Below are 25,172 nucleotides of genomic sequence, written 5' to 3'. Positions count from 1 at the left end.
CGAAATAGTGAGACTGAACTCACGCCCCTTGCTTCGGTGCAAGATTTCCGTGCTGGTGGTGACGTCGGTGCAATTCGATCGGATCGAGGGGCGCTATCCCGCTATGCCAACGCCGTTGTGTGGATTCGTCCGTTTCGCCTGCGTACGCAGCGGCGATATGCCTACACCGGGAAGTTGCCCGGGAATCGCCCCGATTAGGCTGAGCCCCATGAGCGAGCTGGGATTCTCCACACGGGCCGTGCACGCCGGGTATGAACCCGATCCGCAGACCGGCGCGGTGAATGTGCCCATCTACGCGAGTTCGACGTTCGCCCAGGACGGCGTGGGCGGGTTGCGCGGCGGTTTCGAATACGCCCGCACCGGCAACCCGACGCGGTCGGTACTGGAGGCGAACCTCGCCGCGCTGGAATCGGGCCGCTACGGCCGGGCGTTCGCGTCCGGCATGGCCGCGACCGACTGTGCGCTGCGGGCCACGTTGCGTCCGGGTGATCACATCGTGATCCCCGACGACGCCTACGGCGGCACCTTCCGGCTGATCGACAAGGTCTTCAGCCAGTGGGGGATCGAGCACTCGCCCGCGCACGTGTTCAACGTGGACGAGATGCGCGCCGCGATCCGGCCGAACACCAAGCTGGTGTGGATCGAAACCCCGACCAACCCACTGCTGAGCATCGGCGACATCCCCGCGCTGGCCGACGTCGCGCACGCGGCGGGCGCGAAACTGGTGGTCGACAACACCTTCGCGACGCCCTACCTGCAGCAGCCGCTGCTGCTCGGCGCCGACATCGTGGTGCACTCGACCACCAAGTACCTCGGCGGCCACTCCGACGTCATCGGCGGCGCGCTGATCACCGACGATCCGGAACTCGACGCGGCGTTCGCGTTCCTGCAGAACGGTGCGGGCGCGGTGCCGGGCCCGTTCGACGCGTTCCTCACGCTGCGCGGCACCAAGACCCTCGCCCTGCGGATGGATCGGCACTGCGACAACGCCGAGACCATCGCGGAGTTCTTGTCCGGGCACCCGTCGATCTCGCATGTGATCTACCCCGGCCTGCCGGAGCACCCGGGCCATGCCGTCGCGGCGAAGCAGATGCGGCGCTTCGGCGGGATGATCTCGGTGCGCCTCAATGGTGACGTCGAAGCCGCGCGGAAGTTCTGCGCGCGGACCGAGGTCTTCACCCTCGCCGAGTCCCTGGGCGGTGTCGAGTCGCTGATCGAGCATCCGGCCGCGATGACGCACGCCTCCACCGAAGGTTCCGAGCTGGAGGTGCCCGCGGACTTGGTGCGGCTTTCGGTCGGCATCGAGGATGTCAGCGACCTGCTTGCGGACATCGAGCAGGCATTGAGCTAGGTTCACGGACATGAGGAAGCGGCCGCACCCGATGATCGGGCGCGGCCGCTCGTGTCCGCGGGGGTATCGGCCTGCCGTGGCGGCGCGACCGAGAGCGTCAGCTGTGGTAGGGCTCGGCGCTGAGCAGGGTGACCTTCATCGTGTTCCCATTGGGCAGCGTGTATTCCCTGGTCTCGCCCACCTTGGCGTCGATGAGCGCGCCGCCGAGGGGCGAGTTCGGCGAGTACGTCTCCAGCTTGGAATCGCGGAGACCCTCCTCGCGGGTGGCGATCAGGAAGGTTTCGGTGTCCGTCTCGTCGCCGTCGTAGTAGACCTTGACGACCGACCCGGGAAGCGCCACGCCGGACTTGGTCGGTGCGACGCCGACCTTGGCGTTGTTCAGCAGCTCTTGCAGCTGGCGAATGCGCGCCTCCTGCTGACCCTGCTCCTCGCGCGCGGCGTGGTACCCGCCGTTCTCCTTGAGGTCGCCCTCTTCCCGGCGTTCGTTGATCTCGGCGGCGATGACCGGACGATTGGCGATGAGCGCGTCGAGTTCGCTCTTGAGCCTGTCGTGCGACTCCGGGGTCAGCCAGGTCACTTGCGTCTCAGTCATCTCGATCACTCCCTAGTAGTTGTTCCCGGCAGGCCGGGATTCCCTGAGCACCGGCGTGTACCCACCCGAAAGCGGGCACGCGCCAGTCGACGGCTAGAGCGATCCTGGGAAGTTCATCGAACCCCGACAGGCCCCGGTCACGGGCGAAATCGCAAGCCCGAACCCTCAGCGCTGGCCGCCAATGCAGCAAACACGGCTCCGAGCTCCGGAACCGTGTATCACGCCATTTTAGCATGATTCACAAATGTGCAGGTCGGAGTTAATTTCGCGGGCAAATCGCCGGTTTATGCGCGGAAATCAGCCAACTCGCAGATAGCTGGGTACCCGATCGCTGCACGCGTACACGCTGCCCGACACGGGACGCGCGGACGAGCGCACGACGGTGGTCAACTCGACCGTCCCGCTGCTCGACGGCTCGATCAGCACTTCCCTGCGGCCGAGTTCGGAGCCGTCGCGAGCCATCGCGCGGACGAAACACACCACCGGCTGCTGCGGGTCGGCCCGGGTGACCTTGAGGTGGATGGTCATGGTCGAGTCGTCGACGACGACGTAGCCGAGCTGCTCGGCCTCGATGTCCTCCGGCCCGTACTTCTGATAGCCCAGGTAGGCCACGCCGAGCCCGGCGAGCACCACCAGCACGCCGAGCACCGGCACGATCCAGCGGCGCGGCTTGCGTGGCCCGGTGCCGTAGCGGTCGGGCGGGGGTCCGCCGGGAGACGCCGCCTTCGCGTCGCCGCCGCTCTCCGGCGCGGGCTGGCTCATGGTGGTCGCTCCCGGGGGGTACGTCGGAACAAATGTGGGTCGAATGGAACTATAGGTAACGAAGCCCCGACACCCGCGACCGAGAGCGACGGAGAACGAGACGTGAGTGGCCTTCGCCTCATGGCGGTGCACGCCCACCCAGACGACGAATCCAGCAAGGGTGCCGCGACGACCGCCCGTTACGCCGACGAAGGACACGACGTCCTCGTCGTGACGCTGACCGGCGGAGAGCGTGGAAGCATCCTGAACCCGGCCATGGACACGCCCGGCGTCCTGGAGCGGATCCACGAGATCCGCCGTGAGGAGATGGCCGCCGCGGCCCGTGCGCTCGGCGTGCGCCAGCACTGGCTCGGTTTCGTCGACTCGGGCCTGCCCGAGGGCGACCCGCTGCCGCCGCTGCCCGAGGGCAGCTTCGCGCTGGTTCCGCTGGAGGAGGCCACCGAGGCCCTCGTGCGCGTGGTGCGCGAGTTCAAACCGCACGTGATGACCACCTACGACGAGACCGGCGGCTACCCGCACCCCGACCACATCCGCTGCCACGAGGTGTCGATGGCGGCGTTCGAGGCGGCGGGCGACCCCGAACGTTTCCCCGACGCGGGCGAGCCGTGGACGCCGCTCAAGCTGTACTACGACCACGGCTTCAGCATGAAGCGGATGGAGATCTTCGCCGCGGAGTACGAGCGCGTCGGCGAACCGTTCCCGCTGCAGGAGTGGCTGGACCGGATGCGCAAGTACGCCGCCGAGCGCGGTGACATGTTCGCCAGGATCACCACCCAGATCGACTGCGCCAAGTACTTCCCGCAGCGCGACGACGCCTTGCGCGCGCACGCGACGCAGATCGATCCGAACGGCGCGTTCTTCGCCATTCCGATGGAGATGCAACAGCGGTTGTGGCCGACCGAGGAGTTCGAGCTGGCCAAGACTCGCGTGCGCACCGAGCTGCCGGAGACCGACCTGTTCGCGGGCATCGAGGACGAGCGGTCGTGACGTTCGTCCTGCTCGCCCAGACACCCGGAACGCCGACCGGCCCCGAGTTCGGCAAGGCGTCGCCGCTCGGCCTGGTCATCATCCTGATTCTGCTCGCGGGCACCTTCCTGCTGGTCCGGTCGATGAACCGGCACATCAAGGGCCTGCCCGCGACCTTCGAGCCCGAGCACCCGGAACCGGACCAGGAGGCCGACGAGGGCACCGAGCACGGCATCACCCGCCGTGCCGAGGAAACGAAGGGCGCCGACCCCGAAGGGCGAGCCGAATCCGGCTGAGCGGCGAAACCCCGCTGACCTGCTCGTTGTTACCTTTCCGAGCTCTCTTTCGTCAATGAGGTAGTCGCGGCGCGAACCATGGCCTTTCGTCGAAGGCCGACACCTCGGTTCCTGCGCGCGTCTGCTTCCGAACGCTGAGAGTCAGGACGAGCAATGACATTCGACGAACTACGGGCCACGCTGCCCGGCCGCGTGCTGGTGGCCGGTGACGAGGGCTTCGAAACCGCGGCGCGGCCCTGGACGACTACCGTCGCCCAGCCGGTGGCCGCCGTGGTGCGGGCCGGAGACGCCGGTGACGTCGCGGCCGTGGTCCGGTACGCGGGCCGCGTGGGCGTGCCGGTGGTCACCCAACCGACCGGACACGGCGCGTCCGGTGGCGTGCCCGAGGCGATCCTGCTGCGCACCGGGTATTTGGACGGCATCGAGATCGATCCCCGGCGTCGGGTGGCGCGCGTCGGCGCAGGAGTGCCGTGGGGTCGGGTGCAGGCGGCCGCGGCCGGGCACGGGCTGACCGGTCTCGCGGGCAGCAATCCGGTCGTCGGCGTGACCGGCTACACCCTCGGCGGCGGCATGAGCTGGTTCGGCCGCAAGCACGGCTGGGCCGCCGACGCGGTGCGCGCGTTCGAGATCGTCGACGCGGAGGGCGCTGCGCGCCGGGTCACGGCCGAGGACGATCCGGACCTGTTCTGGGCGTTGCGCGGCGGTGGCGGCGACTTCGCCGTCGTGACCGCGCTCGAGTTCGACCTGTTTCCCGCGCCGGAGCTGTTCGGCGGCCGCATGCTGTGGCCGCAAACGCGGATTCGCGAGGTGTTCGACGCATTCCAGGAGATCACCGCGGCGGCTCCGGACGAACTGTCGGTGTGGTTCCAGCGTTTGCAGATCCCGGACGCACCGCCGATGGTCGGCGTGGACGCGGTGTATCTGGGTGATCCGGATCGTGGACGGACGCTGCTGACCGCGCTGGACGCCATCGGAGATCCCATTCTCGACAAGCGCGGCGTGTTCGGGGCCGCCGACATCGGCGCGGTCACCGCCGAACCCACGGACCCGAGCCCGTCGTTGTCCCGTGCGGAGCAGCTCACCGATCTCGGCGATGCGGTGGTCAAGACCCTGATCGAGGAACCGGTCGCCCCGCTGGCCAATGTGCAGATCCGGCACCTGGGCGGCGCCCTGGCCGAAGCCCGGCCCGGTGGTGGCGCCCGCGGCCCGATCGCGGAGCCGTACCTGCTCTACTGCCTGGGTCTCGGGCTGCCGCACCTGCGCGATGCGGTCGAGGCGCGGCGCACCGCCATCGTCGACGCGGTGAGCGGGCAGATCAGCGGTCACAAGCCGTATACCTTCCTCACGCCCGGCGAGACGGCCGATGCCGCTTTCGATCCCCCGACGCTGAACCGGCTGCGCGAGATCAAGCGCGCCCGCGACCCGCACGGCGTCATCCGGGCCAACTATCCGGTGCTCGGGTAGGTCGCGGAGCGGAACGGCCGGTCGGCGTCGCGTCCCGCTTCCAGCAGCGGGATCATCCGGAACGCCGCGTCGGTCCGGCCGCCGAAGGCGTGCCGGTGCGGAGTGCCGCTGGGGGCGTGCCCGTAGCGGTATCCGGCCAGGTTCCATTCGTCTTCGGCGTTCCCCGAAGGGGCGAGAAGTAGCCGCGGACTTCGCACCGGGAGGTGCGATGGAGTTGTGGCGCGCCCGGTGGTCCGCCGGGTGTACCGAAACTGTAGCGAGACGAAAGGAATTGCCGCACCCCATTTTCGAGGCGGAATGTTCGAGGGAAAGCGGCGACGGGCTGCTCGCCGTATCGAGTGACCGAAATGGTTTCGGCGGGAATTGAACCCGAAGTATCCGTTGCCTGCGCACCGGGCGCACCGCCGACGGTAGCGGGGCCGTCTCGCCCGCGCATCCGAATTTTCCTTCGCGGTCACGAGAAGCACACTGTCGGCAACTATCTCGACGCAAGGTGGAGTTCGCATTGCCGCGCGCTTGTCGGTGTCCTGTGTTACCAATTCAGCGAAACCGCTCGACCGAAGGAAGCTCATGGACAACGTGATCGGACAGATCGACCGTGCACTGGACGCGACCGGAGCGATCGTCGCCGCCGTGGGAGGAGCGGATCTGACGACGCCGACGCCGTGCCGGGACTGGGATGTCCGCACCGTTCTCAACCACACGGTCGGCGGTATGCACATCTTCGCGGCGGCCCTGAGCGGCACGGGCGCCGGCGCCGAACACGAATCCGACTGGCTCGGCGGTGATCCGCAGGCCGCGTACGCCGCGGCGGCCGAGGTGGACCGCGCGGCCTGGCACCGGCCCGATGCGCTGGACGGCACGGTGGGCATCTCGCTCGGTGAACTGCCCGGCCCCGCGGCCGCGCTGGTGCATCTCACCGAGATTCTCGTGCACGGGGTGGATATCGCGGTGGCGATCGATCGGCCGGATCTGGCCGACGACGAGTTGTGTGGCGAATTGCTCGCCACCATGCAGGCCGCGGGTGGCATCGATTCCTTCCGCGCACCCGGCATTTTCGGTCCCGAGGTGCTGGTCGCCGCCGACGAACCGGCACACCGCAGACTGTTGGCGTACGTCGGACGCGAGGTACTGGCCCGCACGTAGTCCGCCGTTTTCGGCGGGTGCGCACTGCCGCCGAGATATGCGAGGAGTCATTCCGTAACACATTTCCGAGGAAGTGGCCGATATACCTGTCCGCTTCCAATTGAGCCACCGGATCGAAGCGATCCGGGCGGGACTCGAACCCGCAACCGATCCCGTGAATCCGGCCGACCTCGCGGTCCGCTCGTGGGACCGGCATCTGCTCGACCTGGCTCTGACGTTCCGCCCCGGCCCGACGGGGCCGTGGCGTGCCGAGCCGAGCGCGCCGGCTCCTTACTGAGACGTGAGCACGCGGCGAACTGGTTGACGCAGAATGGTTTTCGTTTTCTCGGTCGGCGTCCGGCGCGGGTCGGACAAGTAGATCTCGTGGTGGCGGCCGTGGTGCGCCCATCCCTCGGCCGCCATGAGGGCGTCCATGCGAGCAAGGGTCTCGGGCTCGGTCGCATACGGGCCCAGGTGCAGGACCTGGATCGCCTCGCCCTCGGTGAGTCGTTCGAAGGACGCGCCGGTCACCATGTCGGCGGTCACCACTTCCGGCATGCGAATCAGCAGTTTCCAATGCCATTGGTCGCGTGGCACCGTCAGCGGCGGCGCGTCGGAATCGACCCACCACAGGCCCTCGAGTTTGGGCACCACGAAGTCCTGCCCGGCGGCTTTCGCGGCCTTCTTCGCGCCGTACGCGGCCCGGTAGAGCGTTTGCACCGCCGCCGCGTAGACCGGGCCGTCAGGGTCCCCGATTCCTTCGACCGTCACGTAGTCGTATGCGCTGAAGGTCCGGACCACCGGCCGCGTGCTCGCTCCGTAGTAGTGGTCGTCGGTTCGGGCCACATCGATCTTCATGCTTCGACCGTGTCGTCTCCCGCCACGGGAGAGTCAAGGACGACGTACCCGCACGGCGGCGGGAAGGGTCGTACGGTGGAGCCATGAACCGGCTCGGAGAGGCGACGTCCCCGTACCTGCGGCAGCATGCGGACAACCCGGTGCACTGGCGGGAGTGGGATGTGGAGGCACTGGCCGAAGCGCGGGAGCGGGACGTGCCCGTTCTGCTGTCGGTGGGGTACGCGTCCTGTCACTGGTGCCACGTGATGGCGCACGAGTCGTTCGAGGACCAGGCCACCGCCGATCAGATGAACGAGAACTTCGTCTGCGTGAAGGTCGACCGGGAGGAGCGGCCGGACCTTGACGCGGTCTACATGAACGCCACGGTCGCGATGACGGGGCAAGGCGGCTGGCCGATGACCTGCTTCCTGACCCCGGCCGGTGAACCGTTCTACTGCGGCACCTACTACCCGAAGCTTCCGCGCGGCGGCATGCCGTCGTTCACCCAGCTGCTCACCGCGGTCACGGAAACCTGGCGCACCCGGCGCGACGAAGTGAACCAGGCCTCCGCGCAGGTGGCGGCGGCGCTGCGGGACCAGGCATCGGGACTGCCCGACGCGGATCTGGCGATCACACCGGAATTGCTCGCCCACGCCGTCGCCGCCGTGCTGCGCGACGAGGACGCCGAGCACGGCGGGTTCGGCGGCGCTCCCAAGTTCCCGCCGTCGGCGCTGTTGGAGGGCCTGTTGCGGCACTGGGAGCGAACCGGCGACCCGGCGGTGTTCGACGTGGTGGCCCGTACCGCCGAGGCCATGGCGCGCGGCGGCATCTACGACCAGCTGCGCGGCGGGTTCGCGCGGTATTCGGTCGACGCCGCCTGGGTGGTGCCGCATTTCGAGAAGATGCTCTACGACAACGCGCAGCTGCTGCGCGCCTACGCGCACCTGGCCCGCCGCAGCACATCGGAGCTCAGGGAATCGTTGTCGCAGCGGATCACCCGGGAGACCGTGCGTTTCCTGCTCGACGACCTCGGGACTCCGCAGGGCGGCTTCGCCTCGGCCTTGGACGCCGACACGCACTTGGAGCCAGGCAAGCCCGGCGTCGAAGGCGCGACGTACGTGTGGACGCCCGCCGAGCTGGCCGGTGTACTCGGTCCCATCGACGGAGCGTGGGCGGCCGAATTCTTCGGCGTCACCACCGCCGGAAACTTCGAACAGTGCACCTCGGTGCTGACCAGGTACTCCGAGCCCGCCACGCCGGAGGACGCCGCGCGCCTGGAACGCGCCCGCGCCGGGTTGATCGCCGCGCGCGACCGCCGCCCACAGCCCGACCGCGACGACAAAGTGGTCACCGCCTGGAACGGCATGGCGATCACCGCGCTGGCCGAGGCCGCGGGCGCGCTGGACGAGCCGGAGTGGACCGCCGCCGCCGTGCGGTGCGCGCGCTTCCTGCTGGCCGAGCACGTGGTGGACGGACGGCTGCGGCGCGCCTCGCTCGGTGGCGTCGTCGGCGCGGCGCCCGCCATCCTGGAGGACTACGCCTGGCTGGTCACCGGCCTGCTAGCGCTGCACCAGGCCACCGGCGACCTCGCCTGGCTGGACGACGCCCAACGCTTGCTGGACACCGCGATCGCGCACTTCGCCGACCCCGAGCAGCCGGGCAGCTGGTTCGACACCGCCGACGATGCCGAAACCCTCGTCGCCCGCCCGCGCGACCCGATCGACGGCGCCACCCCCGCGGGCGCCTCCGCGCTGGCCGAAGCGCTGCTCACCGCCGCGGCCACGAGCGACCCCGAGCGGGCCGTCCGCTACCGCGAACTCGCCGACCGCACTCTCGAGCGCGGCGCGATCGTGCTGGCGCGCGCGCCGCGTTCGGCGGGTCAGTGGCTCACCGTCGCCGAGGCAGCTGTGCGCGGCCCGCTGCAAGTCGCCATCGCCACCGAATCCGCGCAACCGACCGAGTTGCTCGTCGCGGCCCGTTCGGCCGCCCCGGGCGGCTCCGTCGTCCTCGCCGCCGCCCCGAATGCCGTTCCGTTGCTGGCCGACCGACCCTTGGTCCGTGACGCCGCCGCCGCGTACGTCTGCCGCGGCTCCGTCTGCGACCTCCCGGTCTCCACTCCTGACGAGCTCCTGATGGCACTTCGGCGAAATTGACGACAGCACCTCCGGCCATCATCGTCCGGTTGGCGATAAACGGTTCGAGTCGGACGCCCCGTCGACGGAGGGCGTATGGGGTCCGCCCCATAGGGAGCTGAGGCGCTCGATCACGCAGCCGCGAGACGGCCGAGAACATCGCGACACGATGCCGGGTGGGCGCACGACGACGTTCGTGCCGCCGAGTGCGGCGCGATGCGGTCGGTGCATGAGGGCATGCGCGTTCGATCATGTCGCCACCGAGACGGCCGCTGAACCGCCGCGCCGACGTGCTTCGCTGTTCACCCAGCTGAGTGGACTAGCGCCGAGGCGGGGCGTCGAACTCGGCGTCCGGCAACTCCGTGCCACGAGGCGACTCTGCGGCGGTGTGGATTTCGATGACCGGGTTGGTGTCCGCGGGCAGGTCTTCGCCATCCAGTCGATCGGTGCGGGTTTCGATGCGTTCGGGCCGGGCGCCGGAGGTGTCGATGTCGGTCCAGCAGAACGTAGGGTCCTTCATGCCGCGTAGCACGATGGTGTCGTAGAACGTCCACTTGGCGCGCTCGTGTTCCGTAGCGGCTTCGATCACGGCTTGGCTCACCAGGATTCGCCGCGGCACCTCCTTGGCCGCCGTGGTGAGGCGGGCGGCCTCGTTGACAGCGTCCCCGATCACCGTGAATTCGAGCCGGGTGTCGGAGCCGACGTCGCCCGCGAAGACCCCGCCGCGCGCGACGCCGATCCCGATATCGAGTTCTCCGGTGGCGAGCACCTCGTCCCGGATGCGGCGCGCCGCCCGCAGTGCCGGAGTCGCGTTGTCGCCCAACGCGATCGGCGCTCCGAAGATGCACAGCGCCGCGTCGCCCTCGAACTTGTTGACCAGTCCGTTGTTCTCCTCGGTCGCCGCGACGACGATCGCGAGCAACCGATTGAGCTTGGCCACGAACTCCTGCGGCGGCAACCCGGTGGACAGCTCCACCGACCCGGTCACATCGACGAACAGCGCCGACACCTCACGCACGTCCCCGGTGAGATCCGCCCCGCGGGCCAGCGCGCGCTCGGCCACCTCGGCTCCGACGTGCCTGCCGAACACCTCCCGCATCCGCTCGCGCTCGCGCAGGTTCGCCGCCAGTTCGTTGACCGAGTGCTCCAACCGGCCGATCTCGCTGGTGCTGCCGATCGGCACCCGGGCGCCGAGATCGCCTTGCGCGATGCGGTCCAGCGCGCGACGCAGGATGCGCATCGGCGCGGCGACCGCGCGGGCGAGGAACGCCGTGGCCAGCGCACCCACTCCGATGCCGACCGCGGACAGGTAGATGGCGGTGCGGACCCGGTCGGGCGCGGCCGCCACCGGGTCGGCCAGCACCACGATCAGCATTAGCAGCGGAAGCGCGGCCGCCACCGCCCAGGTCAGCACGACCCGCACCAGCACCGAGGAACTCCAGTGCATGGTCCAGCCGAGCACCCCGGCGACCACCGGGATCGTCGGCCGGATCAACCGGTCCACGATCAGGAAGGTGACCGCGGCCGACTCGAAGGCGCCGATCGTGAACAGCGACGCCGTCACGCCGGGGTCGTTGTCCGGGCTCAGCCGCGCGAAGACCGCGGTCGCCACGATCACGCCCGGAATCCAGAGCGCGATCGCGCGCATGCTGATCGCGACGGGTAGGTGCAGCAAGCGCCGCGCCTCCACCTCCGTGGGCTTGCGCCCGGCGTCGAGCCAGCCGAAGTACAACTTGCGGTCGCGCACCGCCAGGACGATGCCCGCCAGGAACCCCACCGCCGGATAGATGCCGACGAAGGCCAGTGCCCGTAGCCAATCCGTGCCCAGCCTGCCGAGGAACCCGTTCAGCCACAGCTGGGTGACGATCACCGCGAGGCCGCTGAGATTCGCCGTGGTGACCAGAGCGGCCAAACCACCCCGCGCTTTGAGCGCCCAGACGACGAGCTTCGCGATCATAGGGGCCGCGATCTCGATGACCGTTCCATCGCCTGCGCCGCCCTCTCGTCCGCCCTCCGCGTCGACTCTATGCGCTCAGCGCAGGACGACGAGCCAGACCGCCGCGTAGTGGGTCAACGCCGCGAGCACCGTGGCCGCGTGGAAGAACTCGTGGTGTCCGAAAACCCCCGGCCACGGATTCGGCCATTTCGTGGCGTAGAGGATCGCGCCGCCGCTGTAGAACAGGCCGCCGATCAGCAGCAAGATCAGCGGTGCGATGCCGATCTGGCCGTTCAGTTGTCCGGCCACCGGCACGATGGCCCAGCCCAGCAGCAGATAGAGCGGAACGCCGACCCAGCGGGGAGCGCCGGGCCACAGCAGTTTCAGCGCCACTCCGGCCAGCGCGCCCGCCCAGACCACGGCCAGCAGCGTCTGCCCGGTGCCTCCGGGCAGGCCGAGCAGGGCGAAGGGGGTGTAGCTGCCCGCGATGAACAGGAAGATCATCGAGTGGTCCGCTCGCTTCATCCGGATGCGAGCGCGCGCGGTCGGCCAGGTCACCCGGTGGTAGACCGCGCTGACGCCGAACAGCCCGCACACGGTGAGCCCGTAGATCAGCGTCGACCATCCCGCGGTCGCCGAGACCGTGCCCGCGGTGGCGATCAGCACGACGGCCGCGATCGCCGCGACGCCGACGGCCCAGGTGTGGATCCAGCCCCGCATGCGCGGTTTGACCAGCGCCTCGGCGAGCGCTTCGCCCGTCGTGGCGGGGACCGGTGTGACCGTTGCCGCATCGGCGGCGTCGACCGATTCGGACACGAGTACCTCCTAAGGGAACAGCCGGAGCAGTCTTTCCGCGGTCCTACGCCGGACCGAGGGCAGACGAGGTAGTTGAACCCGTCAGTAACCTACGCAACCGTAACTTGCGTGCTCCTGGCCACTGTACCGGCGTATCGCGGTCGATGCCGCGTTCGTGTCGCCGAGGCGTAGGGTTGCCCGCGTGGAACTTCCGAGTCAGGTGCGGGGTCTGCCGTATCGCATCTACGAGGCCCGGCTGTCCAGGCAGCTGGCCGGCAAGCAGCATCCCCGGCACGTCGCGGTGATGTGTGATGGCAATCGCCGGTGGGCGCGGGAGAACGGTTTCACCGACGTCAGTCACGGCCATCGGGTCGGCGCGCTGAAGATCGCCGAGCTGGTCGGCTGGTGCGAGGCCGAGGGCATCGAGATGGTGACCGTCTACCTGCTGTCCACCGAGAATCTCCAGCGTGATCCCGACGAGTTGGAGACGCTGTTCGAGGTCATCACCGACGTGGTCGAGGAGCTGTCGGCGCCGGAGCAGAACTGGAGCGTGCGCATCGTCGGCTCGCTCGACGGCTTCCCCGAACTGATCGCCAAGCGGATGCGCACTGCGGCCGAGCGCACCGACGGCCGCAACGGCGTGCACGTCAATGTCGCGGTCGGCTACGGCGGCAGGCAGGAGATCACCGACGCGGTGCGCTCGCTGGTCCGCCAGGAGATCGCCGCGGGCGAGACCGGCGAGGACCTGGTCCAGTCGATCACCGTGAACGCCATCGGCCAGCACCTCTACACCTCCGGCCAACCGGACCCGGACCTGGTCATTCGCACCTCCGGCGAGCAGCGGCTGTCCGGGTTCCTGCTGTGGCAGAGCGCATACTCGGAGATATGGTTCACCGAGGCGTACTGGCCGGAGTTCCGCCGGGTGGATTTCCTGCGGGCGCTGCGCGACTTCGCCGCGCGTCATCGCCGTTTCGGCGTCTGACTCGGTGTCGGTGCGCTGAATCCCGCTCCAGTCTCGTTCTTCTCGCGTACCGTCCGGTCTCATGAGCTCGTTCGACCGCCGGCCCGCGCAGGGCGAACCGGACGACTCGATCAGCTATGCGGACTTCGGCAGACGCTTCCTGGAGTACGCCGCCTCCGAAGCGCGCATCGCGGGCGCGTTCGCCCAATTGACCGGCGGCGCATTCGATTTCGGCCCCATCGGGGTCGGTCCCGGCCGACTCGCCAAAGTGACCGCCCAGGTCAGGCTCGGGTCGTCCAGGCTGAGCCGCCGCGATGACGAGACCATCGCGTTCGAATTGATCATCCCGCTGGAGGTCGACCTGCTGCTGCACTTGGCGGTCGACCGGCACCGGTTCCACGTACAAGGCACCGTGCACCTGCACCTGACGGTACGCACGGCGGCGCCCCTGCGGGTGGTGATCGATATCGCGGAGCCGCGGCCGGCCGACGTGCGCGTCGATGTCGCCGCCGCCACGCGGCGCGGGCAACTGCTGCGCGTCCTCGCCGGCGTCGATCACGAGATCAGGCGTTTCGTCGCCCGCTATATCTCCGCGGAGATCCGTAAACCGCACATCGCCGCGGTCCGCGATATCGATGTCGCGCAGCGACTCGACGAGGCGTGGAAATTGTAATCGGAATCACAATTTCCGGAGCCGCAGCCGATTGATGCTGTGGTCGGCGTCCTTGCGCAGCACCAGGGTCGCGCGCGGGCGGGTGGGCAGGATGTTCTCCACCAGATTCGGCCGGTTGGTGTTGTTCCAGATCTCCTGCGCGGCGGCGGTCGCCTGCTCGTCGGTGAATCCGGAGTAGTGGTGGAAATGCGCGTTCGGATCGGCGAATGCGGTCTTGCGCAAGGTGAGAAACCGTCGCACGTACCACTTCTCGATGTCCTCGATGCGCGCGTCGACGTAGATCGAGAAGTCGAACAAGTCCGACACCATCAGGCGCGGACCGGTTTGCAGCACGTTCAGCCCCTCCACGATCAGAATGTCGGGCTGGCGCACGCAGTGCAGCTTGCTCGGCACGATGTCGTAGGAGATGTGCGAATACACCGGGGCGCAGACTTCGGCCGCACCGGATTTCACCTCGGTGACGAATCGCAGCAGCTTGCGGCGGTCGTAACTCTCCGGGAAACCCTTGCGGTGCATGAGGCCGCGCCGGGTGAGTTCCGCGGTGGGATAGAGAAATCCGTCGGTGGTGACCAGGTCGACCCGTGGGTGGTGATCCCAGCGCGCCAGCAGCGCTTGCAGTACGCGCGCGGTGGTGGACTTGCCGACCGCGACGCTGCCCGCGACGCCGATCACGAACGGTACCTGCTGGTCGGGATGGGTTTCGCCGAGAAATGTCGCGGTCGCGGCGAACAGTCGCTGACGAGCGGCCACCTGCAGGTGGATGAGACGAGCGAGCGGGAGATACACCTCCGCGACTTCTTCGAGATCGATCTGTTCCCCGAGACCGCGCAGGCCGATCAGTTCTTCCTCGGTGAGCACCAGGGGAGTCGATTTACGCAGGGTCCGCCACTGTTTCCGGTCGAATTCCACGTAGGGACTCGGCTCGCTCATTCGTGCCATTTACCCGACACTCCGTTTCGGCAAACACGCACGGTTACCGTGCGGATCCGGTGAGATTCGGTCTAGCTGTCGCCGCATAGGCGAATTCTGCTCTGCGTCAGCATCGTGGGCCGAGCGGGGTACCTCTACCGGTTGGTAACCGACTCGATGACACAGGTGTGAGCCGCTAATGTCGGCTGGCATGGAAGCGCATCCGCTCGTGACCGAATACCTGCGGCTCGGCCTCGCCTTCGACCGGCTGGAGGAAGGATTCGTCGACGCTTACACCGGTGATCCGGCGCTGCGCCGCGAGGTGCAGAACGCGCCCGCACCGCAGCCGCGCGAGTTGGCTCGCCGCGCCGCAGAGTTGCGCGCCGCGGTGCCGGAGGCCGGGTTGGCGCCCGAGCGCGCCGAGTTCCTCGACGTGCACCTGCGCGCGCTGGAGTGCTCCGGACGGAAATTCGCGGGCGAGGACGTCGGCTTCATCGAGGAGGTGCGCGCCTACTTCGACGTCGACATCGCGCCCGGTGACGTGGACGACTACCGCGACGCGCACCGGCGGATGGACGAGGTGCTCGCCGGGGACGGTCCGCTGGCCGAGCGGGTGGCCGCTTATCGCAAGGCCGACGAGATCCCGCCGGAGCGGTTGGCGGTGTGCGTCGAGGCGTTCTCCAGCGCGTTGCGCGAGCTGGTTCGCGCCCGCTACCCGCTGCCCGACCACGAGCACGTCACCTACGAGGTGGTCGGCGACAAGCCCTGGTCTGGCTTCAACTACTACCTGGGCAACTACCACTCCCGGGTCGCGATCAACTCCGACCTGAAGCAGCACATGGCGCATCTGCCGCAGCTGATCGCGCACGAGTCCTACCCGGGTCACCACACCGAGCACTGCCGCAAGGAAGCCGGGCTGGTCGCCGCCGGTCAGGCCGAGCAGACGCTGTTCCTGGTGAACACGCCGCAGTGCCTGATGGCCGAGGGGCTCGCCGATCTGGCGTTGCGCTCGATCGTCGGCCCTGGCTGGGGCAAGTGGGCGCAGGAGATCTACGCGGATCTCGGGCTGCGCTTCGACGGCGAACGTGCCGAACGCCTTTCGAACGCCTCGGCAGACCTGCTGAGCGTGCGCCAAGACGCCGCGCTGCTACTGCACGACCGGGGCCGGTCACACGACGAGGTGGCGGAGTTCTTGCAGACCTGGAGCCTGACGACGCCGGAGCGGGCGCGCCAGTCGCTGCGCTTCCTGTCCTCGCCGCTGTGGCGGGCCTACATCTCCACCTACGTCGAGGGATACCGGTTGCTGGGCGGCTGGCTCGATCGCGCGGCCGACGCCGAGGAGCGGGCCGACCGTTTCCGCAGGCTGCTCGACGAACCACTCACGCCGGGTGCGGTGCGCGCGGCGGCGTGAGCGCCTCGATCGCTGATTCCGGTGCGCTTCAGGCGCCCGCGAAGGTGACGCGCACCGAGATCGGATCGCTCTCCAGCGCTTTCATCGTTCGTTCGGCGACGGTGGCGGAGACGCGGCCCTTGGCGAACGTACGCGAGCGGGCCACCACATCGTCTTCCGGCACGAAGGCGGCCGTGCCGGTGCGCCACCGGTTGCCCTGGCGTAACCGCACGTGCGGGTCGGCGGCGATGTTGCGGGCCCAGCCGGACCGATAACCGTGCTGCGAGATCAGCCACGCGCCGGTCTCGTCGATCGACGCGGTGACCGGCACCCGCCGCGGCTGACCGGATCTCGCGCCGACCGTCTCCAGTTCGGCGATCAGCGCCGACCGGATGCCGAGCCGGTCGAGCAGGCCGACGGCCGGGTTCACCAGGTAACGGCCGATGAGGCGTTCGCGCCGGAATTTGCGTACCGCGGCGCTCGGTGTTCGTCCCGCCATGACAGTGCTCCTCAGGATCGATGTGGGCGGAAGATGGCGCAGGTGGTGGTGGCGTGCGCGACCAGGCGGCCCTGCTCGTCGAGCACGCGTCCCTCGGCGGTCGCGGTGGTGCGCCCGAGGTGGATCGTGGTGCCGGTGGCGGTGAGGCGCTGTCCGTCGGTGGGCACGGCCCGGATGTAGTTGATCTTCAGTTCCAGCGTCGTGTAGCCGGCGCCTGGCTCCAGGGTGGTGTGCACCGCGCAGCCCATCACCGAGTCGAGCAGGGTGGCGCAGATGCCGCCGTGTGTGGTGCCGAGCGGGTTGGCGAAATCGGGCCGGGTGCGCAGCGCGAAGACCACCTTGCCGTGCTCGAGTTCGTCGACCTCCATGCCGAGCAGGTCACCGATGAACGGCGGGCGATCCGTTCTGGTCATCGCGACACGCAGGAGTTCCAGGCCGGACAGCTGAGTCGGGTCGACGGTGGTTTCGGACATGAATCGCATCCTTTCGATGAACCGATCGGTCCACATCTGACATAATTGCAACATGGACCGATCGGTTCACGCAACAGTGAGCAAGGAACTCGCATGACCGCAGGGCCGCGCACCAGGCTGATCGAAAGCGCCATCGAACTCGTTCGCGAGCAGGGCGTGCACGCCGCCGGACTGGCCGCCTTACTCGAACGCGGAAACGCCTCGCGCAACTCGCTCTACCAGCACTTTCCCGCAGGCAAAGGCGAGTTGGTCGAGGCTGCCACCCGGGTCGCGGGAGCCCGGATCGCCGGAGTGGTCGAGAAGATCACCGCCGCGCCGCCCCGGGGCTGGTTCGATTCGTTGCTCGGCTGGTGGGTCACCACACTGGAGCAGACCGGATACCGCGCCGGGTGCCCGATCCTCGGAGCGGCGCTGGCCGAGTCCGAGCCGCGAGTGCAGGCCGCGGCGGGCGAAGTGTTCGCCGACTGGCACGAGCGGCTCGGCTCGGCGCTCGCCGATGCGGGCATGTCCGCCGAAGAGGCGCGTTCCTTCGGCGGTTTCGTGTTCAGCGCGCTGGAGGGGGCCATCGTCCAGTCGCGCGCGATGAAGTCCACCCGGCCGCTGGAAGACGCCCAGCGGCATCTCGCGGTGCTGTTGGAGAACTACTTGCCGGACAGCGGCGCGTCCCGCTGAGCGCCTGGCCACCGGATCGAGTGTGATCCGAGCGACCGCGTGCCGAGCCTGTGCCGAACGAGAGGGGTGAACCCCCTGCTCGAGGACAACGCCGACGGCCCATAGACTGAGGCACGTGACGCAGACGACCGCCTCTGTCAATTCCCAGTCTCTCGGTGAGCTCGATCCGGAGCTCGCTGCCGCGATGGCAGGCGAGCTCGCCCGCGAACGCGACACGCTCGAGATGATCGCCTCGGAGAACTTCGTGCCGCGCGCGGTGCTGCAGGCGCAGGGCAGCGTGCTGACCAACAAGTACGCCGAGGGCTACCCGGGGCGGCGCTACTACGGCGGCTGCGAGCACGTCGACGTGGTGGAGACCTTGGCGCGCGACCGCGCCAAGGCGCTGTTCGGCGCCGAATTCGCCAACGTGCAGCCGCATTCCGGTGCGCAGGCGAACGCCGCGGTGCTGATGTCGCTGATGGACCCGGGCGACAAGCTGCTCGGTCTCGACCTCGCGCACGGCGGTCACCTCACCCACGGCATGCGCCTGAACTTCTCCGGCAAGCTCTACGAGGTGCACTCGTACGGAGTGAGCAAGGAAGACCACCGCGTCGACATGGACGAGGTGCGCGACATCGCCTTGCGGGCGCGTCCGAAGGTGATCGTGGCGGGCTGGTCGGCCTACCCGCGCCACCAGGACTTCGCGGCGTTCCGCTCGATCGCGGACGAGGTCGGCGCCTACCTCTGGGTGGACATGGCCCACTTCGCCGGTCTGGTCGCCGCCGGTCTGCACCCCTCGCCGGTGCCCTACGCCGACGTGGTGTCCTCGACCGTGCACAAGACCCTCGGCGGTCCCCGTTCCGGCCTGATCCTGGCCAAGCAGGAGTACGCCAAGAAGCTGAACAGCTCGGTGTTCCCGGGCCAGCAGGGCGGCCCGCTCATGCACGCCATCGCCGCCAAGGCCGTCGCGTTCAAGATCGCCGCGGGCGCGGAGTTCAAGGATCGCCAGGAGCGCACCCTCTCCGGCGCGAAGCTTCTGGCCGAGCGGCTCACCGCCGCCGACGTCAAGGGCAAGGGCATCAGCGTGCTCACCGGCGGCACCGACGTGCACTTGGTGCTGGTCGACCTGCGTAATTCCGAACTCGACGGCCAGCAGGGCGAGGACATGCTGCACGAGATCGGTATCACGGTGAACCGCAACGCCGTTCCGTTCGACCCGCGTCCCCCGATGGTCACCTCCGGCCTGCGCATCGGCACCGCCGCGCTGGCCACCCGCGGCTTCGGCGACACCGAGTTCGCCGAGGTCGCCGACATCATCGCGAGCGCGCTGGCCGGTGGCGCCGACCTGGACGCGCTGCGCGCCCGGGTGAGCAAGCTGGCCAAGGACGTCCCGCTGTACCACGGCCTGGAGGACTGGCGCCTGCTGGGCTGAATCGCCGAGCGCTCAGGACGACACGGTCAACGGTTGTCCAGGGGCGAGGACGTGGACGGACGTGTCCGGCGCGATAGCGGCGGACGCGTCGACGTAGAGCCCGGGGTCGCGCTGAGCCTTCGTCATCACGCGGTCGCCGATCGGGCCGCTGGTGAATGCGTAGTGGATCGGAACGGCAAGGCGCGGGCGCAGGGCTCGGGTGAGTTCGGCGGCCTGCGCGGCATCCATGACGACCTGCCGGTTGAACGCGGGGCGGATGCGCAAACCGTTGACCGGTAGCAGCGCCAGGTCGAGTTCCGGATAGCGCACGGCCACCTGACGGCCGTGCCGGACGGCGATGCAGCCACTCGGCTGCGCGAGATCTGCCGGGCCTACTGCGCGTACGGCTTACGCCATCCAGGCCACTACCGCGTGTTGTTCGCGACCGCGGGCACCCCGGGCTGGGAGCCGACCGATGCTCAATTGCCCGGCCTGCCGGTTTTTCGTCACCTGGTGGATGCGGTGGCGGCCACCGGCAGCGCCGATCCCACCGCTACCGCGGCGTGCCTGTGGGCGGCCCTGCACGGTCTGGTGATGCTGCGCCAGGATCGCCCGAGCTTTCCGTGGCCGGATCTCGACGTGCTGCTCGACACCCTCGTCACCGCCCACCTCGCGGCGCGGTGATCCGGTACTACCTGTCCATGCGCGCCTTCGCCCGCACGATCGACTCGTCCAGGTACCGCGCGATATCGGCGCTGGTACCCGGCCGGATCATCAGGGCGCGGTTCGCGGGTACTTCGCAGTAGCGGCCGTCGGGCGTGTCGATCCAGCGGAGGCGGCCGGTGCGCAGCGGTTCGGCGTTGCGCGGCCCGAGCAGCACGACGGCGGTGCCGCGGGTAGCGCACGACTGCCGCCAGAACCGCCGGTAACGCTCTTTCGCCTGGCTGGCGGGCGCGTTGCCGAACACATCGGGGCGCTCGTCGTTGAGATCATCGAGCAGGAAGCTCTTCTCACCCACCGTTCCTGCCGTGGCGTCCGGGAGCAAGCGCACCACTTCGGTGGCGAGCTGATCGACCCGGCACCGGCGCAACCGGACTCGTCCGCCGTCCGGCGCGGGCGACTGCACGGCGAGCACACCGGAGCCGGAACGGGTGCCGCAGGCGACGGCGCGCAGTTCGACGCCCGCACGCGTGTTGTCGTAGCCGAACAGCTCGATACGCCAGTCCGGAACGGCCAGCGTGCTGATCGCGCTGCGCAGTGGCAACCGTTCGTCCCGCCCGAGCTCGGCGCGGAACTGCCGCTGATACGCCTGGTACTCGTTGAGACCGGGGAAGCGGCTGGTGAACCGGAACGGAAAGGGCATGCGGTCCAAGCCCGTTCCGAACCACGCCGCGGCGAACTGCTCGGCCGACAGTGACCACTGCGCCATCATTGCTCACCGAGTACCGGCGGCACCGTCGGTTTCACCTCGCCGAGCAACTCTTTCGCGTGCTCCTCGGTGCGCAGGTACTTCGGCGACTTGTGCTCGTCGTCGTCCGTGCGCCTGCCGCGCATTCCCGGCGGCATCATGCCCGGGTACCCGGGAGCGCCCGTCGCTCCCGGGCGCCCCGGTGCGGTGGGCTGCCCGTTCGCCGCGGCGGGCACGGTGGGCTGGGCGGGCCGAGAGGTGCCCGGTCGCGCTTGGTTGTCCGAGGCGTTCGGGGTTCCGGACGCGCCCGGGGTGGCCGGCTTGCTCGGCGTGCCGTTCGGTCTGCCGTTGAACGAGGTCGGGACGACGGTGGTGGGCGTCGTTTGCGGCGGCGGCGAGGAGGAGGGCGCGACCGATGTGGCCGATGTGGACGTCGGTGTCCTCGCGGCGGTGGATGCCGGAGTGGTCGTCGTAGGGTCCTGGCTTTGGGAAACCGCCTGAGATGTGACGGTTTGCGGCGTGTTCTCGGCTTCCGGCTGCGCTTGGCCCGCCTGCTCGCCGTCGTCCGCCGAACCGGCGGGGGAGGCGGTGTCCGCGGCGGAAGGCGCGCTGCCGGACGGGGAGTTGTCCGCGGAGCGGGCGCCCGCCACGGCCTGCGAGCCGACGTTCGCGCCCGTCTCCACGCTCGTGGCGGTTTCGGTACCGATCGGCGCCGCGGCGGCCGGAGCGACCGGGGGCGGGAGCGTCGGGATAGCCGGAGCGGTGGCCCCGTACGGCTGGATGTACTGGGTGTTCATCTCGTCGCGGGCCTGCTCCTCCCGCGAATTGCGCTGTGCCGGATCGGCCGTGCCACCCGAGGTGTCCAGCAGATCCGGTACCGCCAGCTTGAACTTCGCCGCAGCGTCCGCCGCCGACGACAGCGGCAGACTCTGTGCGCCGAGTGCGTCACCGAGTTCGCCCACCCGTGCCGCGTAATCTCGCACGCCGCGGACCGCGCTGTCGGCCGCCGCCCCCTCCCAGTGCTGTTCCACCGCGTTCTTGATCGCGTCCTCGAAGCGCTGGCCCGCGTTCGTCACCGCAGCGGCGATGGCCGACCACGCGGCGAACGCACCGTCGAGCGCGGCCGGATTCATCGCTTCGGCAGCCTGTTTGATCTCCGCGTGCGAGAAACTCTGCGCGTTCTCCGGATCGGTGATCGCGCGTCCGTCGGTTTGTCTCATGATCGCTTCCCCCGGAGTTCAGCTGCCCGCGGGCAGCAGCGGTGCGACTGCTCTGGCGATATCGGTGGCGATATCGCAGGCGACGAGGTGCTTGTTCGCCGACGTCTGCGGCACATTCGTCAGGATGTAGAGCGAGCCGGACCTCATTTCGACGTTGATCGTGCAGCCGCCCGGTACGTCCGGACGGTCTTCGTAGCGGACGGCTTTCCGATCGCCCGCCGGGATATCCACGGCAGCAGGGTATTTGCTGCGTACCTGTTCGATGGTGCCGTTGGTGGTCTCGACGACGAATCCGTACCCGGCCCGTGCGACATACCGGCACCCCTTCCAGGTGACGCCGCCCTGGCTGTCCTGTTTGGGTTCCGGGGGTCTCGAGTCCCACTGGCGCTCCGCGAGCAAGTGGGGTGTCAGTGCGGTGCAGGGATCGAACGCGGGCTGTGCGTTCGTCTGGGGTGATGCGCTCGAACGGGACTCGGTCGCGCCGGTGGTCGATGTGGCCGGATCGTTCGATGCCGTCCCGCCGCATCCGGAGAGCAGGACCAGGCTCGCCGCTCCGGCGATGAATCCGATTGCCCGAAAGGCTGTACCGGCCTTCATACCCTGAGCTCCCGCATTGCCGCCGCGAATTCCGTGTCGGTCCGAACGTAGCCGTCGCGGATGGCTTCGAACATGGATTTGATCTCTTGCGCCACGGAGATGTACTCGGTGAGGGTGTCGAAGGCGTTGTTCGGGCCACCGAAGGCCTTTTCGCGGAACAGCCGCACCAGTTCGAGGGCGGAGGTCAGCATCGGATTCTCTTCGCCCAGCCCCCAGTGCTGCCGCTCACCGAGCTCGCGCGCGTCGGTTTGTGCCGCGACGAGCGTGTCGATCAACTCCTGGCAGGCCCGGTCGATCTCCACGAACGCTTGCGGGTCCATCCGCACCCGCAACGCCCCGGTTTTCGCAGCTTCGATGTACCCGGGAAACGGGCTGTCCGCCATCGCCGCCCCTTCCGTCAGTGCCGTCTGACCTTATAGACGCAACCCGTCTCGCTCCGGTTCCATCGAAACACAGCCGAATCCTCGGGTCGCCCCGTCGCGCCGCTCGTCGTCGGCCGCGCGACGGTTCCCAACTGGGATGTTGTGCCGGGCCCCTGCGGGTGTGGCAGGGCCGATCGCTGTCAAGGCCGCTGACGAGCGGTCAGCGCGCGTTCGCAGCGGCGACCAGCGCGGGGTAGTCCTGCAGATCGATGTCGTTGGCGGCGTTGTCGCCGAATTTCGCCATCAGCGCGAACATCCGGGAACCGAGGAACCAGTTGCGCATCTTGATGCCCCGCGCGGTCTTCGGGGCCAGGAAGCGACCGGCGTTGCTGTTGCCCGCAATCTTCGCGTAGCGCTTCATGTGCTCGTCGTAGCGAGCGAAGGCGACAGTATGGTCGCCGCCCGCCAAGGCCAGTTCCCCCGCGATGACGTACGCGCCGACCACTGCGAGCCCGGTGCCGAAGCCGCCGAGGGTGTTCCCGTACCCGGAGTCGCCGACCAGCGCGACACGTCCCTTGGTGTAACCGTCGGGCATCTGGACCTGGCTGATCGAATCCATGTAGAAGTCGTCGAATTCGGTGAGCTCGGCGAGCATTCGCGGCACTTCCCACCCGACTCCGGCGAAGGTCTCGGCGAGGATGCGCTGCTGAGCGGCGCTGTCGTCGCGGGCGTAGTCGAGCTCGGGCGCGGCGAACATGTACATCTGCTGCGCCTTCGGTCCGCCGCTGACCGCGAGTCGGCCGGGAGCGTTGTGGCCGCGGGCGACCACCCGCTCGCGCGGTCCGGTGGTCTTGCCGCTCCACGGGCTGGCGCCGGCGACGGCGTAGTAGTAGCCCAGGTGCTTCACGAAGTCCCGCTCGGGACCGAACGCCAGCCTGCGAACCCGGGAGTGGATGCCGTCGGCGCCGAAGACCAGATCGAAGGTGCGGGCGGGCGCGTGCTCGAACTCGACGTGCACGCCGGCGGAGGTCTCGGTGAGCGCGGTGATCGAATCGCCGAACAGGTATTCGCAATGGTCGGCGGTGCGCCGGTAGAAGATCTCGGCCAGGTCGCCGCGCAGGATCTCCACATCGCCGCCGGTGAAATCACCCGACATCAGCGCCAGCTCGGCGCCCCGCTCGTCCACGAAAACGGTGTCGGTCGTGCCCGTCTTGCGCTGCTCGATGTCGTCCAGTACGCCCATCCGTTCCAGCACGGTGCGTTGGGTGCTGCCCTTGAAGTCGATCGCCTGACCGCCAGGGCGCAGCGCCGGAGCGCGCTCGACGACGGTGACCGCGAAGCCGTAGCGGTGCAGCCAGTAGGCCAGCGCGGGACCGGCGACGCTCGCGCCGGAGATGAGCACGGTGGTGTTGCGCATGATTTCTCCTCGTCTCAAATTTGCGTCCGACGGAAACTGTATCCGATGGACGCTGATTAGCGTATGGTAGACACAGTTTCACGTCAAGACGTTCTCCGGAAGGATTTCGGGCATGCCGACACCGACCACACTGGAACTGCTCTGGGGTACCGGTCAGCGGCCCAAGCGCGGACCGAAGCCCGCGCTGTCGCTGGAGCGGATCGTCGCGGAGGCCATCGCGCTGGCCGACGCCGACGGGCTGGCGAACCTGTCCATGCAGCGGCTGGCCGAGCGCCTCGGCTTCACGAAGATGTCGCTGTACCGCTACGTGCCGGGCAAGGCCGAACTCGTCGCGCTGATGCTGGACACGGCGCTGGGCGCGCCGCCGGAACTGAGCGCGGGCGAGGAGGCGTCGGAGAACGACTGGCGCGACCTGCTGCGCGTGTGGTGCGAGACGATCTACGCGCGCTTCAGCGCCCACCCCTGGTCGATGGAGGTGTCGGTGGGTTTGCGGCCGGTCGGCCCTAATGAGGTCGCGTGGATGGAGTCCGCGCTCGGCGCGCTCGCCGGGACCGGGCTCACCGCCGCCGAACGGCTGGACACGATCGTCCTGCTGACCGGGCATGCCCGCAGCCTGGCGCAGCAGGTGCGAGTGGCGGACGCCGACGAATTCGAGAAGCAGATAGCGGCTCAGTTCGCCGAAATGGTGGCCGCCGCGGCCGAGCGGTATCCGGCCGCGGCCGCCGCGTTCGCGGAGGGCGGGGCGGTCGCGGGCGGGGACGGCGCGCTGAAGTTCGGCATCGAGCGCATTCTCGACGGACTGGCCGTGCTCATCGAGCGCCGCGGGTGACCGCCGCGGCCTACGCTCGGACCATGACACTCCCTATGTCAACCTCATACCGCAGAAGTAGCGACCGGTTGTGGTTGCAGGGTTTGGGCGCCGCCGTGTCGGGCGGGGTCGTAGGC

Annotated in this window: 29 protein-coding genes; 14 read left to right on the top strand and 15 right to left on the bottom strand. The window is 68.9% G+C overall.

The features are described 5' to 3' along the window. Nucleotides 1-208: 208 nt before the first annotated feature. On the top strand, nucleotides 209-1,351 hold the full coding sequence (locus ACWEO7_RS27285; protein ID WP_355078577.1) for a cystathionine gamma-synthase: 1,143 nt from the start codon (nucleotides 209-211) through the stop codon (nucleotides 1,349-1,351). 97 nt (nucleotides 1,352-1,448) lie between these two features. Here ACWEO7_RS27285 and greA read toward each other — a convergent pair whose 3' ends face one another. Continuing rightward, nucleotides 1,449-1,943, bottom strand: coding sequence for a transcription elongation factor GreA (greA, locus tag ACWEO7_RS27280; RefSeq protein ID WP_028477722.1), 495 nt, complete (start codon nucleotides 1,941-1,943; stop codon nucleotides 1,449-1,451). Nucleotides 1,944-2,240: 297 nt separating this feature from the next. Beyond that, complete coding sequence (locus ACWEO7_RS27275; protein WP_355078578.1) at nucleotides 2,241-2,705, bottom strand: DUF4307 domain-containing protein; 465 nt, start codon at nucleotides 2,703-2,705, stop codon at nucleotides 2,241-2,243. Between the two features lie 102 nt (nucleotides 2,706-2,807). On the opposite strand from ACWEO7_RS27275, the gene mca reads away from it, so the two are divergent. From mca to ACWEO7_RS27260, 3 genes are all read left to right on the top strand, one after another. Continuing rightward, nucleotides 2,808-3,692: a mycothiol conjugate amidase Mca gene (gene mca / locus ACWEO7_RS27270; protein ID WP_452427324.1), complete on the top strand. Its 885-nt coding sequence runs from the start codon at nucleotides 2,808-2,810 to the stop codon at nucleotides 3,690-3,692. Continuing rightward, entirely contained in the window at nucleotides 3,689-3,967 is a 279-nt protein-coding gene (locus ACWEO7_RS27265) for a hypothetical protein (RefSeq protein WP_452427322.1), read from the top strand. The genes mca and ACWEO7_RS27265 overlap by 4 nt, the downstream gene beginning before the upstream one ends. Nucleotides 3,968-4,120: 153 nt before the next feature. Next, nucleotides 4,121-5,431, top strand: a complete 1,311-nt coding sequence (locus ACWEO7_RS27260; protein ID WP_452427320.1) for an FAD-binding oxidoreductase — start codon at nucleotides 4,121-4,123, stop codon at nucleotides 5,429-5,431. Here the strand turns inward: ACWEO7_RS27260 and ACWEO7_RS27255 are convergent. Further along, complete coding sequence (locus tag ACWEO7_RS27255) at nucleotides 5,413-5,628, bottom strand: hypothetical protein (RefSeq protein ID WP_452427319.1); 216 nt, start codon at nucleotides 5,626-5,628, stop codon at nucleotides 5,413-5,415. The two genes, ACWEO7_RS27260 and ACWEO7_RS27255, sit on opposite strands and share 19 nt — an antisense overlap. A gap of 373 nt (nucleotides 5,629-6,001) precedes the next feature. Between ACWEO7_RS27255 and ACWEO7_RS27250 the strand changes: the two genes are divergently transcribed. Further along, nucleotides 6,002-6,577: a TIGR03086 family metal-binding protein gene (locus ACWEO7_RS27250; protein ID WP_452427317.1), complete on the top strand. Its 576-nt coding sequence runs from the start codon at nucleotides 6,002-6,004 to the stop codon at nucleotides 6,575-6,577. A gap of 73 nt (nucleotides 6,578-6,650) precedes the next feature. Next, nucleotides 6,651-6,854, top strand: a complete 204-nt coding sequence (locus ACWEO7_RS27245) for a hypothetical protein (protein ID WP_452427315.1) — start codon at nucleotides 6,651-6,653, stop codon at nucleotides 6,852-6,854. Here the strand turns inward: ACWEO7_RS27245 and ACWEO7_RS27240 are convergent. After that, entirely contained in the window at nucleotides 6,848-7,414 is a 567-nt protein-coding gene (locus ACWEO7_RS27240; RefSeq protein WP_452427313.1) for a GyrI-like domain-containing protein, read from the bottom strand. The two genes, ACWEO7_RS27245 and ACWEO7_RS27240, sit on opposite strands and share 7 nt — an antisense overlap. A gap of 83 nt (nucleotides 7,415-7,497) precedes the next feature. Between ACWEO7_RS27240 and ACWEO7_RS27235 the strand changes: the two genes are divergently transcribed. Further along, nucleotides 7,498-9,546 (top strand): thioredoxin domain-containing protein, encoded by a 2,049-nt coding sequence (locus ACWEO7_RS27235; protein WP_452427311.1) that lies wholly within the window; start codon nucleotides 7,498-7,500, stop codon nucleotides 9,544-9,546. Between the two features lie 298 nt (nucleotides 9,547-9,844). Here the strand turns inward: ACWEO7_RS27235 and ACWEO7_RS27230 are convergent, their stop codons facing one another. Together ACWEO7_RS27230 and trhA are read right to left on the bottom strand one after the other, a co-directional pair. After that, a complete protein-coding gene (locus ACWEO7_RS27230; protein ID WP_452427309.1) occupies nucleotides 9,845-11,482 on the bottom strand; it encodes an adenylate/guanylate cyclase domain-containing protein in 1,638 nt (545 codons plus the stop codon). Between the two features lie 75 nt (nucleotides 11,483-11,557). Beyond that, a complete protein-coding gene (trhA, locus tag ACWEO7_RS27225; protein ID WP_452427307.1) occupies nucleotides 11,558-12,277 on the bottom strand; it encodes a PAQR family membrane homeostasis protein TrhA in 720 nt (239 codons plus the stop codon). 181 nt (nucleotides 12,278-12,458) lie between these two features. On the opposite strand from trhA, the gene ACWEO7_RS27220 reads away from it, so the two are divergent. Further along, nucleotides 12,459-13,238, top strand: a complete 780-nt coding sequence (locus ACWEO7_RS27220) for an isoprenyl transferase (protein WP_357890375.1) — start codon at nucleotides 12,459-12,461, stop codon at nucleotides 13,236-13,238. A 61-nt stretch (nucleotides 13,239-13,299) separates the two neighbouring features. Further along, on the top strand, nucleotides 13,300-13,890 hold the full coding sequence (locus ACWEO7_RS27215) for a hypothetical protein (RefSeq protein ID WP_452427305.1): 591 nt from the start codon (nucleotides 13,300-13,302) through the stop codon (nucleotides 13,888-13,890). 6 nt (nucleotides 13,891-13,896) lie between these two features. Here ACWEO7_RS27215 and coaA read toward each other — a convergent pair whose 3' ends face one another. Next, nucleotides 13,897-14,829, bottom strand: coding sequence for a type I pantothenate kinase (gene coaA / locus ACWEO7_RS27210; RefSeq protein ID WP_450025242.1), 933 nt, complete (start codon nucleotides 14,827-14,829; stop codon nucleotides 13,897-13,899). Between the two features lie 181 nt (nucleotides 14,830-15,010). On the opposite strand from coaA, the gene ACWEO7_RS27205 reads away from it, so the two are divergent. Further along, nucleotides 15,011-16,210 (top strand): DUF885 domain-containing protein, encoded by a 1,200-nt coding sequence (locus ACWEO7_RS27205; protein WP_452427303.1) that lies wholly within the window; start codon nucleotides 15,011-15,013, stop codon nucleotides 16,208-16,210. A gap of 28 nt (nucleotides 16,211-16,238) precedes the next feature. On the opposite strand, the gene ACWEO7_RS27200 is transcribed toward ACWEO7_RS27205, so the two are convergent. Continuing rightward, on the bottom strand, nucleotides 16,239-16,688 hold the full coding sequence (locus ACWEO7_RS27200; protein WP_452427301.1) for a nitroreductase family deazaflavin-dependent oxidoreductase: 450 nt from the start codon (nucleotides 16,686-16,688) through the stop codon (nucleotides 16,239-16,241). Between the two features lie 11 nt (nucleotides 16,689-16,699). Next, nucleotides 16,700-17,161 (bottom strand): PaaI family thioesterase, encoded by a 462-nt coding sequence (locus tag ACWEO7_RS27195; protein ID WP_452427299.1) that lies wholly within the window; start codon nucleotides 17,159-17,161, stop codon nucleotides 16,700-16,702. 93 nt (nucleotides 17,162-17,254) lie between these two features. Between ACWEO7_RS27195 and ACWEO7_RS27190 the strand changes: the two genes are divergently transcribed. Then, nucleotides 17,255-17,833, top strand: a complete 579-nt coding sequence (locus ACWEO7_RS27190; RefSeq protein ID WP_452427297.1) for a TetR/AcrR family transcriptional regulator — start codon at nucleotides 17,255-17,257, stop codon at nucleotides 17,831-17,833. Nucleotides 17,834-17,948: 115 nt separating this feature from the next. Beyond that, the gene (glyA, locus tag ACWEO7_RS27185; RefSeq protein WP_452427295.1) at nucleotides 17,949-19,244 is read left to right on the top strand and encodes a serine hydroxymethyltransferase; all 1,296 of its coding nucleotides are present in this window, start codon (nucleotides 17,949-17,951) and stop codon (nucleotides 19,242-19,244) included. Nucleotides 19,245-19,256: 12 nt separating this feature from the next. Here glyA and ACWEO7_RS27180 read toward each other — a convergent pair whose 3' ends face one another. Beyond that, the gene (locus ACWEO7_RS27180; RefSeq protein ID WP_452427293.1) at nucleotides 19,257-19,559 is read right to left on the bottom strand and encodes an MBL fold metallo-hydrolase; all 303 of its coding nucleotides are present in this window, start codon (nucleotides 19,557-19,559) and stop codon (nucleotides 19,257-19,259) included. 9 nt (nucleotides 19,560-19,568) lie between these two features. On the opposite strand from ACWEO7_RS27180, the gene ACWEO7_RS27175 reads away from it, so the two are divergent. Continuing rightward, nucleotides 19,569-19,907 carry a TetR-like C-terminal domain-containing protein gene (locus ACWEO7_RS27175; RefSeq protein WP_452427291.1) on the top strand — a complete coding sequence of 113 codons (339 nt, stop codon included), beginning with the start codon at nucleotides 19,569-19,571 and terminating at the stop codon, nucleotides 19,905-19,907. 7 nt (nucleotides 19,908-19,914) lie between these two features. Here the strand turns inward: ACWEO7_RS27175 and ACWEO7_RS27170 are convergent, their stop codons facing one another. The 5 genes from ACWEO7_RS27170 to ACWEO7_RS27150 all read right to left on the bottom strand — a co-directional run bounded on the left by ACWEO7_RS27170 (nucleotide 19,915) and on the right by ACWEO7_RS27150 (nucleotide 24,227). After that, complete coding sequence (locus tag ACWEO7_RS27170; protein ID WP_452427289.1) at nucleotides 19,915-20,655, bottom strand: ESX secretion-associated protein EspG; 741 nt, start codon at nucleotides 20,653-20,655, stop codon at nucleotides 19,915-19,917. Further along, nucleotides 20,652-21,851 (bottom strand): hypothetical protein, encoded by a 1,200-nt coding sequence (locus ACWEO7_RS27165; RefSeq protein WP_452427287.1) that lies wholly within the window; start codon nucleotides 21,849-21,851, stop codon nucleotides 20,652-20,654. Before ACWEO7_RS27165 ends, ACWEO7_RS27170 begins: the two co-directional genes overlap by 4 nt. Nucleotides 21,852-21,869: 18 nt before the next feature. Then, nucleotides 21,870-22,448: a DUF3558 domain-containing protein gene (locus tag ACWEO7_RS27160; RefSeq protein ID WP_452427285.1), complete on the bottom strand. Its 579-nt coding sequence runs from the start codon at nucleotides 22,446-22,448 to the stop codon at nucleotides 21,870-21,872. Further along, nucleotides 22,445-22,831, bottom strand: coding sequence for a hypothetical protein (locus ACWEO7_RS27155; RefSeq protein ID WP_452427284.1), 387 nt, complete (start codon nucleotides 22,829-22,831; stop codon nucleotides 22,445-22,447). The genes ACWEO7_RS27160 and ACWEO7_RS27155 overlap by 4 nt, the downstream gene beginning before the upstream one ends. A 199-nt stretch (nucleotides 22,832-23,030) precedes the next feature. Continuing rightward, nucleotides 23,031-24,227: an FAD-dependent monooxygenase gene (locus tag ACWEO7_RS27150; protein WP_452427282.1), complete on the bottom strand. Its 1,197-nt coding sequence runs from the start codon at nucleotides 24,225-24,227 to the stop codon at nucleotides 23,031-23,033. A gap of 112 nt (nucleotides 24,228-24,339) precedes the next feature. Here ACWEO7_RS27150 and ACWEO7_RS27145 point away from each other — a divergent pair, with 112 nt between their 5' ends. Then, entirely contained in the window at nucleotides 24,340-25,056 is a 717-nt protein-coding gene (locus ACWEO7_RS27145) for a TetR/AcrR family transcriptional regulator (protein ID WP_452427280.1), read from the top strand. The last annotated feature ends 116 nt before the right edge of the window (nucleotides 25,057-25,172 follow it).

Source organism: Nocardia sp. NPDC004260 (genome assembly GCF_053603155.1).
This window is presented reverse-complemented; position numbering and strand designations above follow the sequence as displayed.